Below are 18,859 nucleotides of genomic sequence, written 5' to 3' on the forward strand. Positions count from 1 at the left end.
AAAAACCAATACTTAAAGTTATAAGGGAACCACCCCTTATGTTTTGTAAAGATACATCAAGCTCTTGTAGGAAAATAAGTTTTTAACGGACTTTAACTATCCACAAAAAAATTTATGAAATCCTTATGTTCTACTAGGTTCAAGTGTATTTAGAACCAATAACCTACGCTAAAAAAAATATGGTTTTCATTGGACTCGGGCGTAAATGAATAAAACACCTGAACCGGACCTAAGAAAGATTCTAATCCGTAGCCAATGCCGTAGCCGGAAAAACTGGGCTCTGAAAACCACTCCCCCGTTCTAAACAAATCATCATCTACATTAGCGAAATTGGCGGTAAACATGAAATGGTTTTTTGAAGCGAATTCAAAATCAAGTCTACCAAAAGCTTTTACATAACTATTGCCTGGAAGACTTAGAAAGTCGTACCCAAAAAACGGAATGAAATTATTTACAAAGTCGTTTCCATACCCTCCCAAGACAAAATCAAAGGAAGTCACACTAGAGGTGCCCAACTTAAATCCCCCCGAAGTCTCCAAATTCAGATGTAGTTTGGGCGCTATGGGAAAAGCCACACCTAGTTGTGCCTGCCCAATGGAAAATTCCCTGAAATTATCGTTGAAATCTGATGAGAAAAGGTAAAGATGAAAATCACTGTCAAAAAACAAACCTTTGGTTGGAAAATACTTGTCGTCATACGTGTCTAAAGTAATGGAACCATATGTGCTGAAATAATTGGAGTCCTCAAAAAAAGTTCTGTTGGAAGATGTTGGCACGAAGTCCTCTGTACCTTCTTGTACTATCAAATCGTTTAGTGTATTTGTGCTATATCGCAACAATTTATGCTCTACCCCTAAGGTTAGGGCAAATTCTTCCCTAAGAACCGTTTGGAGATAAACCTGATTGGTCAAATCGGTAACATCCAAGGTGATTTCCCGAATGTTTGGGTCATCAACCACATCAAAATTGGACCGTATCAGTCCAAAATCAATTTCTTCATCAAAATCCGTAAAGCTTGAATTGACTCCGAAACTCCAATAAAATCCTTTATCCAGATAATATTCCAGGTTATACCGAATATGATCTCCTAGAATAAAATCAAAAGAGGCCACATCGTCCTTGAGCAAGAAATTTTTTCGGGTGAGATTGATCAAGGCAGCACTCTTATAGAGGTCATCATAATGCGCCGCCATTTTGATAAACATTTTTGTTTCCTTTTCCCTTAGTTTTAGGATTAAATCAGTTCCCAAACCATTAGAGACCAATTCGTACCGAATGGCCTTAAAATTCCCAGTAGCTGATAAATTATTGATGCCTTGTTTTAATTTGTCAAATGGTATTTTTTCCGCCAAGTTGAACCTCAGCTTTCCTTTTATATAGCCTCGGGTATACCGATCGTTTCCGCGAATAATCAATCTATTAATGGTAAGACTATCCATAACCGGAATCTTACTCTTACTTGAAAGTATCGGGTTTTGCTTCTCGGAAACTTTTCCCAATAATTCGAATTTCCTAAGAGCTCCAGTTTCTCCACTTTCTATAATTTCTTCTCCTCTTTCAAAATCGATAACGGAAAAATCGTCTATATCAGGTCTAATATAAATATCCGTCTGTCTAGACTTCTCCTTCATATCATTCACCGTCCTATAGTTATTGATTTGAAGTAGAATTTCCGTCGCCGAATTCAAAGCTTCTCGGTCGGCCAAGTCGTGCTGTACGTCAACACCTATGATAAAATTGGCTCCCATCTTTTTTACCTCATCAATCGGGTAGTTATTTACAACACCGCCGTCAATCAATATCTCTCCGTTGACCTCGGATGGTTCGAACAAGGAAGGAAATGTGCCGCTGGCCATTATGGCTTCGGGGAGATACCCACTATCCAATAAAACACTTTCTCCCGTTTCAACATTGGTTGCCATGCATAGGAAAGGTATCGGTAGTTTTTTGAAATCGGTAACATCCTTGACATGAAAAAGCAATTTTACAAACTCATTGTAAATGTTCTGTCCGCCTGAAATGGCCTCCGGGAAAGACACGTTGAAATTGTCAAAGGGTAAACTCAAGGCATAGCGTTCAGAATCATCCTTTTCATAAAATGTTTTAGCTCCACGAGGTACATTGTCTTGAATTAGTCCTGGAAAATCTGTGGTTGTAAAAATGGAATCCAACTCACTTGCCGAATATCCTGAAGCATACAAAGCGCCAACAATGGCACCCATACTGGTTCCACCAATATAATCTATCTTAATACCCGCCTCTTCAATGATTTTGAGTGCCCCAATATGGGCTAGACCCTTTGCTCCACCTCCGCTCAGAACCAATCCCACTTTTAAATCGTTGGGTATACTGTCCCTCTGGGCAAACCCTGACAATGAGAATAATATCAACAGAAAAAAGGCGATTTGTTTCTTCATTGCGTTTGCCTAGTGAAAGGTTTCATAAATTTTTTTTGCCTTTGCCATGCCCACAGTTTCCGCCAAGCTCTCCACCGTTGCTTCTTTGATTCGCTTAACAGATTTAAAGTCTTTTAGAAGCTGTTCCGCGGTTTTCTTGCCTACACCCTCAATACTTTCCAGCTCAGAATTTATAGCCTCCTTGCTCCTTTTGTTTCGATGATGGGTGATTCCAAATCTATGCGCCTCATTCCTGAGTTGTTGAATTATTTTAAGAGATTCGGATTTTTTGTCCAGATACAATGGTATAGGGTCATCTGGAAAATAAATTTCCTCCAAACGTTTTGCAATTCCAATAATGGCAATTTTACCCCTGAGCTCCAACGCTTCCAAGCTTTTTAAAGCGGAAGATAGTTGCCCTTTCCCTCCATCTATAACTATGAGTTGTGGCAGGCCTTCATCTTCCTCAAGTAGTCTTTTGTAGCGCCTGTAAACGACTTCCTCCATACTTGCAAAATCATCTGGGCCCTCAACTGTCTTAATATTAAAATGCCTGTAGTCCTTCTTTGAGGGTTTTCCATTTCTAAAGACCACACATGCCGCTACGGGATTGCTCCCCTGAATGTTGGAATTATCAAAACACTCAATATGCACGGGTTCCTCTGAAAGTCTTAAATCGACCTTCATCTGCTCCATGATACGTTTGGTATGCCTATCGGGGTCCGTAATTCTAATCTGTTTAAATCGGTCTTGTCTAAAGAAGCGGGCATTTCGTTCTGAAAGCTCCAAAATGCGCTTTTTATCTCCAAGCTTTGGAACCGTCACTTTTAAATCCTGTTCGACGGCTACAGGAAATGGAAGGTAAATTTCTCGAGACTCGGACTCGAAGCGCCTTCTTAATTCGACAATGGCCAACTGTAATAGCTCCTCGTCAGTCTCGTCCAATTTTTTCTTTATTTCCATAGTATGCGACCTTGTTATGGAGCCATGGGAAAGTTGCAAGAAGTTCACATATCCGTGCGTGCTATCTGAAATAATGGTAAAGGCATCCACATTGTTGATTTTTGGATTTACAACGGTGGATTTCGCCTGATAACTCTCAAGGATTTCGATTTTATCCTTGATTTCTTGGGCTTTTTCAAATTCCATTTCAGTAGCTAGCACCTTCATTTGTTGCCTAAATTCCTGCAACGGCGCTTTGAAATTGCCTTTGATAATTTCCCTTACTTTTTCAATCCTCTCCTGATACTCTTCCTCTGTAAGTAAGCCCTGACATGCACCTTGGCAAAAACCAAGATGATATTCCAAGGAAAATTTAAATTTACCAGCCGCAATCTTTTCCTTGGTTAATTGATGCTTGCAGGTACGAAGGGGTTGTACACTTTTAATTAAATCAAGAAGTGTTTTTACTGTTTTTACACTAGTGTATGGACCAAAGTATTCGGACCCATCCTTTATGATATTTCGGGTCATGAAAATCCTTGGGAAAAGTTCATTCTTTATGCATATCCAAGGGTATGATTTATCATCCTTAAGCAACACATTATACCTCGGCTGATACTCCTTTATCAAATTGTTTTCCAGAAGAAGAGCATCAGATTCGGTCCCGACCACAATATGTCGAATGGATACTATTTTTTTGACCATAACCCTAGTCTTACCGTATTCCTGTTTTTTGGTAAAGTAAGACGATACCCTTTTCTTTAGGTTTTTTGCCTTTCCTACGTACAAAATTTTGTCCTCCGAGTCAAAAAATTGATACACTCCAGGGTTATCGGGTAAAGTGCTTATTTGAACTTCAATAGCAGTTTTGGACATGAATAAATTGGCGAAAAGGTCTTAAACAAAGTTAAATGTAATTAAATGGGATGAGAGTTAAAATTGACAAATATCCCCAATGGATTGATTGTGAAAATCAGCCACCCAATGGTAAGTTCGTACTTGTTTAACTTTTCCAAATGAACTTATTCTGGTTTAATGGTTTAGCCAACAGGAATTTATCCGTAAACAAAAGCGAAAAATTGTTTAAAATCTTCTCAAAATTGTTAAACTGTTACTAAAAAAGGTGTTGTTCATCGATAAAAAGTGCATTTCATGGTAAAGTTTCCGTTTTATTTACCTACATTTAACCAAGTAAACAACAAGAAATATGGAGAATTATATTATCGTGTTGGGAATGTATCTTATTTTGATGCTTTTTTTCAAAATCTTTTTTTCTGTTTCTACAAAAGAACAATAGAAAGGAAGCTTTCCGACGCACCCCAAAACTGCTCAACATTTTATGTTGAAACATGAGCTAAGAAAGAATTACAAGTCCAAAAGAACGAATCTAAGTGTAGAGGAAATTCAAACTAAAAGTATAAACTTAGCGAATCAACTTCTAGAAATCCCTATTTGGGATTTTTTTTGTTTCCATACTTTTCTGAGCATATCCAAAACTAAAGAGGTTGATACACTTCCCTTAATTACACTATTGCAAGGGAAAGATAAAGATGTCGTTGTCCCAAAAGTATCAGGGCCAAATACGATGAAACATTATTTGCTTACCGATAGAACCCGATTAAAGCCAAATAAATGGTCCATTCCCGAACCGGTGGAAGGAATCGAAGTACCAGAACAACAGATTGATGTGGTGTTTATTCCTCTTTTAGCCTATGATACGCTTGGAAACCGTGTAGGTTATGGACAAGGGTTTTACGATTCTTTTCTATCCAAATGTAGACCCGATGTGATTAAAATTGGACTCTCCTTTTTCGAGGCAGAATCAGAACCCATAACGGATGTACATGAAAACGATGTCAAGCTAAACTACTGCGTGACTCCAGAAAAAATATTTGCATTTTAGACCTCTTCGGTCTTTTCTGGCTTTGGAAATGCCTTTTTGTTGAAGACTATCAAAATACCTACTCCAGTGCTTATTGCGGTATCTGCAATATTAAAAACCGGCTCAAAAAAACGAAAGCTTTTTCCTCCTAAGGAAGGTACCCAATCCGGCCATGTGGTGTCAATCATTGGAAAATGCAACATGTCTACCACTTTACCATAAAACAGGTTTCCGTAGGGTTCGTTTGAAAACATAGTTGCGACTTGGCCATTACTATGATCAAACAATATTCCATAAAAGACAGAGTCAATAATGTTTCCCAAAGCTCCAGCGAATATGAGAGAAACTGCCAGAACTAGAGTTTTCGGCGAGCCTTTTTTTATGATATCCCATAACCAATAGCCAATTCCAACAATCGCAAATAGCCTAAAAATGGTTAATATCAACTTCCCTACTGAATCTGAAATCGGTAAAAAATCACTTAACTTCTTACCCCATGCTGCCCCATCATTTTCAATAAAATGAATCTTGAACCAGTCAAAAACATCTATCGACTCACCCAATATGAAATGGGTCTTTATATAAATCTTGCTAATCTGATCTACCAATAGGATCAGAAAAATGATGATGAGCGATTTTTTTAAATTCATCTTGGCCTTAAAGAGTGTGCAAAAGTATGGATATTATTTCGTTTAGTTCACGTAGATATTGCCTTCTTTGCTGTTCAGCATATAGTGCCTATCCCCCATGGGCAAAGCGCTTTGATATACCTTCCCATAATCACTGCTTGCCTTCACCAAACCTGAGGTTGCCGTAAGCCAGATATCTCCTTTTTGTGTGGTTACATCGACCGTTTCACTTACTTCTTCTATCTTGCAATCCCCATCGGAAAGTTTTATGGTAAGGCTTTGATATTCTCCTCTGGCATGAACATGCGAGTTAGTACCGAAAACAGCCACCTCTTTGTATTGCGGAATCTTTATGTCCAACGCTATGGAAATGTACTTATGCGCACTCAACTTATCGTTGGGCAATATGAAATTAGGATGGAATCCCGTACTCACGTGAATGGACTTTCCTTCCGTTTCCAAATTAACCACTAAATCCTTGGAATACTCTCCTTCAATACTGGCGTCTACTTGCAGTTCATCAGATGAACTTGTCATCAAGTTAATTTGATAGCAATGCTGCGCATCAATGATTATTGAAGAAATATGGGAGTCCAAGATAGTCTTCTTGAGGACTTTTTGACCTTTTGCCGAACAAGCACATAAAACAATAACATACACCCAAATCCCCCTCATACAAAAACGCAAGTGGTTTCCAGTTACTTTTGCATGTTTTTCGCTTCAATGCTCAATGTAGCATGGGGAACTAATTTCAAACGTTCCTTGTTTATCAGTTTCCCTGTCACACGACAGATACCATAGGTTTTGTTTTCTATTCGAAGTAAGGCGTTCTTCAAATCCCTGATAAATTTTTCCTGACGAATGGCCAATTGCGTGTTGGCTTCTTTGCTCATGGTTTCAGAGCCTTCCTCAAAAGCCTTGAAGGTTGGAGAAGTATCGTCCGTTCCATTATTGCCATCGTTCATATAGGAACTTTTTAAAAGCTCCAAATGCTTATTGGCTTTTTCTATTTTCTCTTCAATAAGTGTCCTGAATTCTTCTAGGTCTTTATCCGAATATCTAACTTTTAAATCTTGTGCCATGTTCTAGTGTTTTTGGATAAATAATTTTGTATTTACTTCATCAAAGGCTATTGCTATGCCTTCTTCCAATTGTTCTTCAAAATTCAGCTCTGCTGTGAGTGTTTCTGCTTTGATGTAATCCTCATTGCTGGAAACTGCATTTTCAACAAACCCGTCTTTTAATATTTTGATATCAATTTTATCAGTAACCTCGAATCCAGATTCCTTTCTCAGGTTTTGGATTCTATTGACCAATTCCCTAGCAATTCCTTCTTTTCTCAAAGCATCATCAATGGTTATATCCAAAGCGACTGTAAGGGCTCCAGAACTTGCCACCAACCATCCTTCAATGTCTTGGGAAGTGATCTCTACATCGGTTAACTGTAAAGTAATACTTTTATTTTCTATTTGCAGCATTAATTCGCCTTCGCGCTCCATTTTTTGGATACCCTCTTGATTTAGCTTTCCCACTGCTGCTGCTACAGCCTTCATATCCTTACCGAACTTTGGTCCAAGAACTTTGAAGTTGGGCTTTATTTTTTTGACTAGAATATCGGAAGCATCATCCAATAACTCAATCTCTTTAACATTTACTTCAGATTTAATTAAGTCGGAAACTGCTTCTATTTCTACCTTTTGGGAGGCATCCAATACAGGTACCATAATTCTTTGGAGGGGCTGCCTTACTTTGATTTTCTCCTTCTGACGTATCGACAAAACCAAAGAGGACACCTTTTGAGCCATTTGCATCTTTCCTTCCAAAGCCTTGTTCACCATGCCTGTATCAAAAGTTGGAAAATCAGCCAAGTGCACGCTTTCAAAGTCTTCTATTCCCGTAGCATTATTCAAATCCTTGTACAATTGGTCCATATAAAATGGAGCAATAGGTGCAGAAAGCTTAGCAACCGAGACCAAACAGGTATACAGGGTTTGATAGGCGGAAATTTTATCTTGCTGGTAATCCCCTTTCCAAAAACGCCTTCTACTTAAACGCACATACCAATTGCTCAGGTTTTCCTGGACAAAATCCGAAATCATCCGTGCTGCCTTGGTCGCTTCGTAATCATTGTAGGCTTCATCCACTTTTTGAATCAAGGAGTGTAGCTCTGACAAAATCCATTGGTCGATTTCTGGTCTTTCATTTAATGCAATTTGATCCTCACTAAAATCAAATTCGTCAATATTGGCATAGAGCGCAAAAAATGAATAGGTATTATATAGGGTCCCAAAGAACTTTCTTTTTACCTCCACTACACCATCCAAATCAAACTTCAGGTTATCCCAAGGATTTGCATTGGAAATCATATACCATCTTGTTGCATCAGCACCATGCTCAGGTAAGGTTTCAAAGGGGTCAATAGCATTGCCCAGACGTTTGGACATTTTCTTTCCGTCTTTATCCAAAACCAAACCGTTGGAGACTACATTTTTGTATGAAACGGAATCGAATACCATGGTGGCAATCGCATGCAAAGTGTAGAACCATCCACGAGTTTGGTCAACTCCCTCGGCTATAAAGTCCGCAGGAAAGGCAACCCCATCATCTATCAGTTCCCTATTTTCAAAAGGATAATGCCATTGTGCGTAGGGCATGGAGCCGCTATCAAACCAAACATCAATCAAATCAGATTCCCGTTTCATGGGTTTCCCGGATGGGGATACCAATGTGATCTGGTCCACTATATTCTTATGCAAATCAACCAGGTCATAATTGGACTCGCTCATGTCGCCCACCACAAAATCAGCAAAGATGTCTTTATCCATAAAGCCTGCTTCAACAGCTTTGGACATTTCCGTCTTAAGCTGCTCAATGGAACCTACAATTATTTCTTCCTTACCATCTTCGGTTCTCCAAATAGGTAATGGAATGCCCCAATATCTCGAACGGGAAAGATTCCAATCATTGGCGTTGGCCAACCAATTGCCAAAACGACCTTCCCCAGTCGCTTTGGGCTTCCAATTGATGGTCTGGTTTAATTCAAACATTCTATCCTTAACGTCGGTTACTTTAATGAACCATGAATCCAACGGATAGTATAGTATGGGTTTATCCGTGCGCCAACAGTTGGGATAGCTGTGCAGGTATTTTTCTACCTTAAATGCCTTGTTCTCTTCCTTTAGCTTGATGGCAATTTCCACATCCACCGACTTGTCGGGAGCTTTGCCATCATCGTAGTATTCGTTTTTTACATATTTGCCGCCAAACTCTTTGAGCTCGGGACGAAATCGCCCTTGCAAATCCACCAAGGGAACTGGATTGTTGTTTTCATCCAAAACCAACATAGGTGGCACCTCTGGTTCCGCCTGTTTCGCCACAAAAGCATCATCAGCACCGAAAGTAGGTGCGGTATGCACGATACCTGTACCATCTTCCGTGGTCACAAAATCTCCAGAAATTACTCGAAATGCATTTTCAGGATTTTCATAGGGAAGGACATAATCTATCAGTTGCTCATATTGAATCCCTACCAAGTCTTTTCCAGAAAAGCTCTGTACAATTTGATAGGGTATCTTTTTGTCCCCCGCTTTATAGGAATCAAAATCATCATCTGTCTCAGCTGCGAAAAACTTCCCAGAAAATTGTTTCCCCACTAGTGATTTAGCCAAAACCACCTGTGTAGGCTCAAAAGTGTATTGGTTAAAACTCTTTACCAATACATACTCAATTTTAGGACCAACAGTTAAAGCCGTATTCGAGGGCAAGGTCCAAGGTGTGGTCGTCCATGCCAAGAAGTAGATATTCCCTTCAATCTCCTTTAAAAAATCAGGTAGCGACTCTTTTTTGGCTTTGAATTGAGCCGTAACTGTCGTATCAGTAACATCCTGATAGGTGCCAGGTTGATTCAACTCATGAGAGCTCAATCCAGTACCAGCCTTTGGCGAGTAGGGTTGAATGGTGTATCCTTTATATATAAGACCTTTGTCATAAATCTGTTTCAACAACCACCATACAGACTCCATATACTTGGACTTATAGGTGATATAGGGGTCATCCATATCCACCCAGTACCCAACCTTCTCCGTCATTTCATTCCAAACATCGGTATAGCGCATGACGGCTTTTCTACAGGCCTCATTGTATTCTTCTATGGAAATCTTTTTGCCAATGTCTTCCTTTGTAATCCCCAATTCTTTCTCCACTCCCAATTCCACTGGAAGACCATGGGTGTCCCAACCAGCCTTACGCTTTACTTGGAAACCCTTCATGGTTTTATACCTCGGGAAAATATCTTTAATGGTCCGCGCCATTACATGGTGAATTCCAGGCATGCCATTGGCAGAGGGAGGACCTTCAAAAAAGACATAGCTTTCCTTGCCTTCCCTAGTGGAAACACTTTTCTCAAATATTTTTTGGTCCTTCCAAAAGTCCAATACCCCATCAGCTACTTTTGGCAAGTCCAATCCTTTGTATTCCGCGAACTTCATCGGTTCCTTTTTCTTCTCAAATTCCAAGTTCGCAAAATTAAAAATTTAAGCTGAATTCTCGGTAGTGAAATCGCCTTAGAAGGCTTTGTAATTGACTTAATGTAAACGTAATACCTAAGCAAACTGGAAAATCGGTCAATTTTACTATTTTCAGACCCTAACACTAAACCATTTTATCATGAGAAAAGTAATTTTTATTGCTCTAGCTGTTTTTATTTCGATGGGAACCGCTGTTTCCTGTAAGGAAGCTGCTGACAAAGCCAAAGAAGCCTCGGAAGAAGCTTCAAAAACTATTGAAGAAGCAGGGGATGATTTAAAAAAAGCTGCTGACGACGCATCCGATGCACTTAAAAAAGCTGGAGAGGAAACGGAACAGGCTTTGGATAGTCTGCAGAAAGTAGGCGAAGAAACTATGGAAAAAGTGGAAGAAATGGGCAAAGACCTAAAAGATGCTGCTGAGGAAACCGCCGAAGATTTGAAAAAGGCCACGGACAAGGCCAAAGAAAAGTTGGATAACTAGGTAATCAATACATCAGAATTTGTCTAAAGCCTTGAACTAGTGTTCAGGGCTTTTTTTTAAAAACTATATCCCAAACCAAGTACCAAATTTGTTCCTGGGGCCACAATTCCTGATGAATAGGTGCGATACCTCTGGTCGGTAATGTTTTCAAGGCTCACTGTACTTTTCAAGGCATTGGTAATCTGGTACTGTGACCGAAAATTCAGTGTATACCAAGAGGGTGAAAACGGATTGCCATTGCTATCCGTTGCATAGATAAAAGGTTTGCTACGTTCAGAAAGTGCCAAATCTTCAAACCCAATTTCCCCGTTATAGTTCAAAAAGAAGTCTGCTTTTAATTTGTGGTTTTGCCAAATCAAATGCACATCTGCAAACGTAGGTGCCACATGGCGTCCGGCGGAATCCACTCCACTATCGTCTTCCTCAATACCTTCAGTAAGGGTCAAATTGGATGAGAGCGACCAGTTTTCCGTGAAGAAAGCATCCAGACCTAATTCAAAGCCGTACACATATGCCTTTGCTGCATTTTGGATGGCCTGCACGTTGCTCAACTCCCCATTGAACTCAATTTCATTTTGCCCATTGAACACAAAATCCCTTCGTACCAAAGCATCTACCAAATAGGTGTAATATGCTGATCCTTTAAAGACCAACTTATCATTAAAGTTTTTTCGGACCCCAAATTCAATATTGTAAGCATATTCAGGTTCCAAATCTGGATTGGGAACAACCACCGAACCTGGTTCGGAATCGAAAATTTTACCAATATCATCAATATTTGGAGCCCTAAAACCTGTTGAACCATTCATGGTAACCTGAAAATCTGCCTTTGGGAACCAACTAAACCCAATACTTCCTGTAAGGGCTCCGGTAATCAAATCGGCTTCTTCAAAGGGAAACTGAAAAAAGGTGTCATCAAATTGGGCATCCACCCACACTTGACTGTAGCGTAAACCAGATAATAGCGTAAAATTCGGTTTCAACTTGTATTCTCCATTGATATATCCGGCAAAAGTTTGCCAAGTAGAATCATCGGGGTAGCGGGATGCTGATGCAGAAACCTCCTCAGTCTCAATGTTTCGTTGACTCCCTTCGGAACTAACCTTGTTGAACAGGTATTCTGCTCCGTAGTACAATCGTAAGTTTCCAATTTTCTTGTTCTCAAAATCTAGATTCATTGAAAGGGCATCTACATTTTCCACGGTTGTAAAGCGAGTGGATTCCTGAAACCTACGCTCATTACGACTTTCCTCAAAATGCTGATACGCTGTGGTTAGTTTTACCCCATCATAAAATTTGTTCTTCCCTTTTTTTGTGACTTGAAAATTTCCCATAAACCACTTTTGGGGACCATAGAACCATTCAGCCGCTCGTAGGCCAGTGCCCTCGCTGTTTGGGCGTATCAACCGATCATAACGGGAATAGTCTGAGGTTTCCGTGTAATACAATCCCAAATCATAGTTCCATGTACTATTCGGTTTGTAGGTAAATTTTTGAAGAAAATTGATTTGGTCATAGCCTGACGGAACTTGTCTTCTTGGGTTTTCATTTTCCACCAGAACATCCATGCCATCCCTGCGTTCCACGAAGGTGTTTCTCAAATATTCATCTGGACCATGCCTCCCCATGATTAAATCTCCGAAGTTGTTATAGCTAAAACTCGAATACGCCGCCCATTTTTTTTGTCCAAAATTGATATCGAAATGTGCGGTGTTCTCATTATTGGCTGATCCAAATCTATAATACGCATTTCCAGATACGGTAAGGCTATCCCTAAAGGAAAATCTAGGTTTTTGTGTGAAGAAATTCATCACACCTCCAATGGCATCACTTCCATAAATCACAGAACCTGGACCAAAAATGATTTCGGTGTTCTTAATCGTGAAGGGGTCAATAGAAATCACATTTTGAACATTTCCTCCCCTGAATATTGCCGTATTCATGCGAACACCATCCACGGACAACAACAACCTATTCGTTGCAAAACCTCGAATCATCGGGCTACCACCTCCCAATTGGCTTTTTTGAACGAAAACCTTCCCACTGTTCTGCAACAAATCGGCAGAAGTTTGCGGATGGGTAAAGGAAATACTTCGTGCGTCAATGGACTCTATTTTTTGCGGAATGTCTCTCTTTTGCTGCTCCCATTTCGAAACCGACATCACCACTTCTTGTAGCTCCTCGGTTTTTAGGTTAAGATAAAGGCGATTACCCCGTCTGGCTATCTGCGCCTTGGTTGTAGTATACATCTCGTAGCTGATATGCTTAAAAGTTATTTTTTCATTTCGAGAAAAGACACTGATATCACATCTACCATCAAAATCGGAGATTGCCGTTTTGGATTTATCTTTATTAAAGGCAGCAATGTTTATCACGGGATTCCCAGTTTCAGCATCCAAAATGGTAATTTCCTGTGCCAAAGCTGAAAAAGACGCCAAAAAAAAGATTAGGATACCTCCAACTATGCCGCGCATATCATTCAAAAACTGCGTTTAAAACTTCCAGGGACTTGGGTTTTCTGAATCCGTGCAAATGTAGCTGAAAATACAGAATAACTATTTTCACGAGCTCATACCTCTGGGGTTTCCCTATTTTTATTGTTGGAAGTGCATCAAAATTTATGCCCAACAGCTTATTGAATTCAACTAAATTTTTGCCTTGAATCATTGGGTTTAATGATGGCACGGTATCATAGTTGCCTTCTTGCAAATCGAAATAGGGTGACTGTGCAAATGAAGTATCGGGATAGAATCCTAAATATTTGGTCAAATTCAACAAAAAGAGCAAATGGAAATTGGCATTTGCCGGATGCTCATCCAACCAAAGCAGGCTGTATTCCAAATAATTGTAGAGCGCTAAATCCTGTTCGTGTTCCTGAATAGAATTCCCCAACATTTCAGCCAAAAAAAGCACAAGACTATTTTTTACGATATCCGTATGCAACGAGGTGTAGGGATTCGTTACTTTGGCCTCTCGAATGCTCTCCAAAGTACCTTTGTTTTTGTGGTTGGCTACAATTTCCAATTGCATTAATGGCAAAAAGTAGGCTGCCTTCAGTTTTCCTTTTTTAGAGGCCAGGACCCCTTTGAGCAAATAAGATTTCAATCCATCCGACTCTGTATAGGCCTTAACAATAAGACTGGTATCCCCATATTTTAGGGAAGAAAACACTATGGCCTTGGTAGTAACCTGCATTTACATCAAAAAAAACAGTTTTAAAACAAGGTAAAAATAATCCCTGTCTTAAAACTGTTCCACGAAATTTATGGTTAGGTTATATCACCCCTTGGGCTAACATGGCATCTGCTACTTTTACAAATCCTGCAATGTTGGCTCCTTTCACATAATTACAATAACCATCTTCCATACCATATTCGATACACGAATCATGGATGTCTTCCATAATAGCTTTCAAACGCTCGTCTACTTCAGCCCTTGTCCAGCTAATACGCAAAGAGTTTTGCGACATCTCCAACCCAGAAGTTGCTACCCCTCCTGCGTTGGAAGCTTTACCAGGAGCGAATAATATTTTGGAATCATGGAACGCATGAATCGCTTCTGGAGTAGAAGGCATATTGGCTCCCTCCGCGACGGCAATACAACCATTTTTAATCAACATGGCCGCATCATCACCATCCAATTCATTCTGTGTAGCACAGGGCAGGGCTACATCACAGGCAACCTCCCATGGTGTTTTACCTTTATGGTATTCCGCTGAAGAATACTTATCGGCATACTCTGAAATTCTTCCTCTCCTGTTGTTTTTTAGGTCCATTACGAATTCCAGCTTATCCGTATCGATGCCATCCTTGTCATAAATATACCCTCCAGAATCTGAAAGTGTCAATACTTTACCGCCCAATTGCAATACTTTTTCAGCAGCGAATTGGGCCACATTTCCTGAACCAGAAATAACCACTGATTTTCCTTCAAAAGATTGATTTTGGGTCTTGAGCATGCTGTCCGCAAAATAAACAGTACCATACCCAGTAGCTTCCGGACGAATCAAAGAACCTCCCCAAGAACGTCCTTTCCCAGTAAGCACTCCGGTAAACTCGTTTCTTATTTTCTTATACATTCCGAACAAGAATCCAATTTCTCGGGCACCAACCCCAATATCACCTGCTGGAACATCCGTATTTGGACCGATATGACGACTTAATTCTGTCATAAAAGCATGGCAAAATCGCATTACCTCATCGTCAGATTTTCCTTTAGGGTCAAAATCCGATCCTCCTTTTCCACCACCCATGGGCAGCGTTGTCAAACTGTTCTTAAAGACCTGCTCAAATGCTAGAAACTTTAGCACGCTTGCATTTACGGTAGGGTGAAAACGAAGTCCCCCTTTGTACGGACCAATGGCAGAGTTCATCTGGATTCGATATCCTCGGTTTACATGAATTTCACCTTGATCATCAATCCAAGCTACGCGAAAGGAAATCAGTCGTTCAGGTTCAACCATCCGCAATAAGATGTTCTTCCCGTGATAAATATCGTGTTTTACTATATAAGGTATAACGGTCTCGGCAACTTCCTGAACCGCTTGGATGAATTCTGGTTCATGGCCGTTACGGCTTCTGACCTCATCCATAAACGCTTTAATCTTTGCTTCCATAAAAGAATTGGTAAATTGTTAATTGATGTTCCCGAAATGGGTGCTTTTTTATCGAATTAGGAATTTGACGGCAAAATTATGCTATTTAAACAATTTAAGGCTTGTTTTATGAAAATTTTGCAATTTGAAATTATCCGATGGCCTGTTCCAAATCTGCAATCAGGTCATCCGCATCTTCAATACCAACACTTAAGCGAATCAAAGCATCGACAACACCGCTTTTTTCGCGCTCTTCTTTTGGAATACTGGCATGCGTCATACTCGCTGGATGTCCGGCCAAACTTTCCACACCTCCCAAAGATTCCGCCAAAGTGAAGACTTGTAATTTCTCTACTATTTTAATAGCATCTTCGTAGCTGCTTCCTTTGGGAACAAAAGAAATCATCCCTCCGAAGTCATCCATTTGGCTTTTGGCTATATCATGATTGGGGTGGGTTTCAAAACCGGGCCAGTACACTTTTTCTATTTTGGGATTGTTGGCCAAATACTTCGCAATTACCTCTCCGTTTTCGGAATGTCTTTGCATACGCACATGCAAGGTTTTAATCCCTCGAAGTGTCAAAAAGCTATCCATGGGCCCACATACCGCTCCACTGGCATTTTGAATGAAGTATAATCTGTCGGCAAGCTCCTTGTCCTTAACAACTAGGGCACCCACCACAACATCGCTGTGTCCACCCAAATATTTGGTGGCTGAGTGCATTACAATGTCGGCACCTAAATCCAAAGGGCGTTGCAAATATGGGGTAGCAAAGGTGTTATCAACCGCTAAAAGCAAATTATGTTCCTTGGCTAATTTGGAGACCCCTACAATATCAATTACGTTCATCATGGGATTGGTTGGGGTCTCGACCCAAATCAACTTGGTTTTATCGTTGATATGCGACGCAATGGCATCTAAACTTTGCATGCCTATAAAGTGAAAAGTAATTCCATACTTTTCAAAAACCTGTTTGAACAAACGATAGCTTCCTCCATAGAGATCATTGGTGGAAACCACCTCATCCCCTGGATTCAACAACTTAATCACAGCGTCAATGGCAGATAATCCACTAGCAAAAGCTAAACCATAATGCCCATTTTCTATGCTGGCCAAAGAGTTTTCCAGAGCGGTACGGGTTGGGTTAGCACTACGGGAATACTCAAAACCCATATGCCCACCAGGTGTACTCTGGGCGTAGGTGGAAGTCTGGTAAATAGGAGGCATAACTGCTCCGTAAGCCTTGTCAGGATGTTGTCCCCCATGAATGGTTTTACTGTTAAATTTCAAGTCTGTTTTGCTCATTTTGTTTTGATATGCGAACAAAGGTATTGTTATCTTTTGGAGTAATCAACGAAGTCTTATTTTTGAAATACCCTTAAACCTCGAATCATGAAAAAGCCAATCGGCATACTTTTGTTCATTTTGTCCCTCCTTGGTTGTGAAAATGATACCAAACTTACTTTTGGAACTTTTGAGTTGTCCAATCGATTGTGTGAGGCATGTCCGAAAATTGAAATAAAACTACCTGAAGCTTTGGATGATGCCACAATTTCAGAAACAGTTAATACTACCTTGAGAGAAGAGGTAATAGCCTTATTGACTTTTGAAGAAGAAACGGAAGTAGGCTCTGTTGAGGCTGCTGTGGAATCTTTTACAACCGGTTTTACCGATTTAAAGAAAAAATTTCAGGATGAAGTGCCATGGGAAGCCAAAATAAATGGGGATGTGGTTTATGAAGATGATACTATGCTTACCCTGGTCGTAAATGCCTACATCTTTACAGGAGGTGCACATGGGTACAATTCCACATCATTCCTGAATTTTGATAAAATAAAGGCAACCGAGCTTGAAAATTGGGAACTGTTTGAAGATGAAGAGGGATTTACCCATTACGCCGAGTCCAAATTCAGGATTCAAGAAAAGATACCCCAAGATGAAAATATCAACATCACAGGCTTTATGTTTGATGGCGATGCCTTTCACTTAGCTGAAAACGTGGGATACACCCCAGATGGCATACAATTGGTGTACAATCAATACGAAGTGGCCTCGTATGCCGATGGACCCATTGTATTAACCATACCATTTTCAGAAGCCAACAAATACTTGAAACGAGGTATCCAACTTTAACCTAAGTCTTATTTGTTTTTAGAACATTTTTACATATCTATATTTTTAGATATATAAATATTTTATGTACATTTGTCATATGGATATTGTGGAAATCAGTAAAGTTTTGGCTAACCAGACTCGGGTAAACATTCTGAAATGGTTGAAAAATCCAGAGGCAAATTTTCCCCCACATCAGGAAATTGACCACTTTGACGATGGGGTTTGTGTTGGGTTCATTCAAGATAAAACCGGATTGTCGCAATCGACGATTTCAACCTATCTAAACTCCATGCAAAATGCCAAGCTGGTAATCCCCACCCGACATGGCAAGTGGACCTATTATCGAAGAAATGAAGAAGTAATCAAAGCCTATATGAAAGCTTTGCAACAGGAACTCTAATTTTTTTAACCAACATATCGAGATTTAGCGAAATATAAATTTATAGGTTATGGAAAAATGTATTCCTTGCGAGAACATAGCACAACATCACTTCGCGGAGGTCAAAAAAAGAAGTGTGTTCCAAACTATTTTTGACTTTTTGGATTTGTACCCTATTGAGGGAGCAGAATTCATGAGTAAAACCAAATAAAAATCAAAAAATGAAAACGATAGGAGTAATCGGAGGAATGAGTTGGGAATCCTCCAAGTTTTATTATGAGTATATCAATCATATTGTGGCAGAGCGTTTAGGGGGCTCACACTCCGCTAGGATTTTAATGAGCTCTGTGGATTTTGCAGAGATTGAAACTTTGTCCTTTAAGGACAACTGGGAAAAAATTGGATTACTCATGGCCCACGAAGCCAAACGTCTTGAATCATCCGGGGCAGATATTATTATTTTGGCCACGAATACCATTCATTTGGTAGCTGAATACATTGAAGAGGCCATTTCGGTTCCCTTTCTGCATATCGCCAAAGCGACAGGAGAAGCCATTAAAAAGAAAAGTCTTTCAAAAATTGGCCTACTAGGAACCCAATTTACTATGGAACGGGATTTCTATACCAAAATATTGGAAAGCGATTTTGGCTTGGAAGTGCTGATTCCGTCAGAAGAAGAACGAACGTATCTGCAAAATTTAATTTATGGAGAACTGGTAAAGGGTCGATTCACCCACGAAGCAAAAGAAAAATGTCTGGAAATAATCAAAGGATTACAATCAAGAGGTGCTGAAGGAGTGATTTTAGGCTGTACGGAGTTACCCATACTGATTCCCGCTGAAGAGGTCGCCATACCCTCTTTTGATACGACCATGATCCATTCATTGGCAGCTGTTGATTTTGCAAACTCTTAA

16 protein-coding genes are annotated in these 18,859 nt (G+C 39.9%); 6 read left to right on the forward strand and 10 right to left on the reverse strand.

Features of this window, described 5'->3' with window-relative positions:
* Positions 1-149 precede the first annotated feature (149 nt).
* Both ACSLUF_RS16700 and uvrC read right to left on the reverse strand, forming a co-directional pair.
* On the reverse strand, positions 150-2,417 hold the full coding sequence (locus ACSLUF_RS16700) for a patatin-like phospholipase family protein (RefSeq protein ID WP_435623801.1): 2,268 nt from the start codon (positions 2,415-2,417) through the stop codon (positions 150-152).
* A gap of 9 nt (positions 2,418-2,426) precedes the next feature.
* Positions 2,427-4,214 carry an excinuclease ABC subunit UvrC gene (gene uvrC, locus ACSLUF_RS16705; RefSeq protein WP_435623802.1) on the reverse strand — a complete coding sequence of 596 codons (1,788 nt, stop codon included), beginning with the start codon at positions 4,212-4,214 and terminating at the stop codon, positions 2,427-2,429.
* Between the two features lie 463 nt (positions 4,215-4,677).
* Between uvrC and ACSLUF_RS16710 the strand changes: the two genes are divergently transcribed.
* Positions 4,678-5,241 (forward strand): 5-formyltetrahydrofolate cyclo-ligase, encoded by a 564-nt coding sequence (locus tag ACSLUF_RS16710; RefSeq protein ID WP_435623803.1) that lies wholly within the window; start codon positions 4,678-4,680, stop codon positions 5,239-5,241.
* Here the strand turns inward: ACSLUF_RS16710 and ACSLUF_RS16715 are convergent.
* The 4 genes from ACSLUF_RS16715 to ileS all read right to left on the reverse strand — a co-directional run bounded on the left by ACSLUF_RS16715 (position 5,238) and on the right by ileS (position 10,336).
* Complete coding sequence (locus ACSLUF_RS16715) at positions 5,238-5,870, reverse strand: lipoprotein signal peptidase (RefSeq protein ID WP_435623804.1); 633 nt, start codon at positions 5,868-5,870, stop codon at positions 5,238-5,240. The two genes, ACSLUF_RS16710 and ACSLUF_RS16715, sit on opposite strands and share 4 nt — an antisense overlap.
* Before the next feature lie 42 nt (positions 5,871-5,912).
* Positions 5,913-6,386: a hypothetical protein gene (locus ACSLUF_RS16720; RefSeq protein WP_435623805.1), complete on the reverse strand. Its 474-nt coding sequence runs from the start codon at positions 6,384-6,386 to the stop codon at positions 5,913-5,915.
* Positions 6,387-6,547: 161 nt separating this feature from the next.
* A complete protein-coding gene (locus tag ACSLUF_RS16725; protein ID WP_435623806.1) occupies positions 6,548-6,931 on the reverse strand; it encodes a TraR/DksA family transcriptional regulator in 384 nt (127 codons plus the stop codon).
* A gap of 3 nt (positions 6,932-6,934) precedes the next feature.
* Positions 6,935-10,336, reverse strand: a complete 3,402-nt coding sequence (gene ileS, locus ACSLUF_RS16730) for an isoleucine--tRNA ligase (RefSeq protein ID WP_435623807.1) — start codon at positions 10,334-10,336, stop codon at positions 6,935-6,937.
* Positions 10,337-10,514: 178 nt separating this feature from the next.
* On the opposite strand from ileS, the gene ACSLUF_RS16735 reads away from it, so the two are divergent.
* Positions 10,515-10,856: a hypothetical protein gene (locus tag ACSLUF_RS16735; protein ID WP_435623808.1), complete on the forward strand. Its 342-nt coding sequence runs from the start codon at positions 10,515-10,517 to the stop codon at positions 10,854-10,856.
* Between the two features lie 56 nt (positions 10,857-10,912).
* On the opposite strand, the gene ACSLUF_RS16740 is transcribed toward ACSLUF_RS16735, so the two are convergent.
* From ACSLUF_RS16740 to ACSLUF_RS16755, 4 genes are all read right to left on the reverse strand, one after another.
* On the reverse strand, positions 10,913-13,330 hold the full coding sequence (locus tag ACSLUF_RS16740; protein ID WP_435623809.1) for a TonB-dependent receptor: 2,418 nt from the start codon (positions 13,328-13,330) through the stop codon (positions 10,913-10,915).
* A 1-nt stretch (position 13,331) separates the two neighbouring features.
* Positions 13,332-14,051 carry a DNA repair protein RecO gene (recO, locus tag ACSLUF_RS16745; protein ID WP_435623810.1) on the reverse strand — a complete coding sequence of 240 codons (720 nt, stop codon included), beginning with the start codon at positions 14,049-14,051 and terminating at the stop codon, positions 13,332-13,334.
* 79 nt (positions 14,052-14,130) lie between these two features.
* Entirely contained in the window at positions 14,131-15,471 is a 1,341-nt protein-coding gene (gdhA, locus tag ACSLUF_RS16750) for an NADP-specific glutamate dehydrogenase (protein ID WP_435623811.1), read from the reverse strand.
* 130 nt (positions 15,472-15,601) lie between these two features.
* Entirely contained in the window at positions 15,602-16,756 is a 1,155-nt protein-coding gene (locus ACSLUF_RS16755; RefSeq protein ID WP_435623812.1) for a cystathionine gamma-synthase, read from the reverse strand.
* Between the two features lie 87 nt (positions 16,757-16,843).
* Between ACSLUF_RS16755 and ACSLUF_RS16760 the strand changes: the two genes are divergently transcribed.
* The 4 genes from ACSLUF_RS16760 to ACSLUF_RS16775 all read left to right on the forward strand — a co-directional run bounded on the left by ACSLUF_RS16760 (position 16,844) and on the right by ACSLUF_RS16775 (position 18,859).
* Positions 16,844-17,584 (forward strand): DUF3298 and DUF4163 domain-containing protein, encoded by a 741-nt coding sequence (locus ACSLUF_RS16760; protein WP_435623813.1) that lies wholly within the window; start codon positions 16,844-16,846, stop codon positions 17,582-17,584.
* A gap of 64 nt (positions 17,585-17,648) precedes the next feature.
* Positions 17,649-17,966: an ArsR/SmtB family transcription factor gene (locus tag ACSLUF_RS16765; protein ID WP_435623814.1), complete on the forward strand. Its 318-nt coding sequence runs from the start codon at positions 17,649-17,651 to the stop codon at positions 17,964-17,966.
* A 49-nt stretch (positions 17,967-18,015) separates the two neighbouring features.
* Complete coding sequence (locus tag ACSLUF_RS16770; RefSeq protein ID WP_435623815.1) at positions 18,016-18,156, forward strand: hypothetical protein; 141 nt, start codon at positions 18,016-18,018, stop codon at positions 18,154-18,156.
* A 10-nt stretch (positions 18,157-18,166) separates the two neighbouring features.
* Positions 18,167-18,859, forward strand: coding sequence for an aspartate/glutamate racemase family protein (locus ACSLUF_RS16775; protein ID WP_435623816.1), 693 nt, complete (start codon positions 18,167-18,169; stop codon positions 18,857-18,859).

Source organism: Flagellimonas sp. (assembly GCF_965601775.1).
GTDB lineage: Bacteria > Bacteroidota > Bacteroidia > Flavobacteriales > Flavobacteriaceae > Flagellimonas.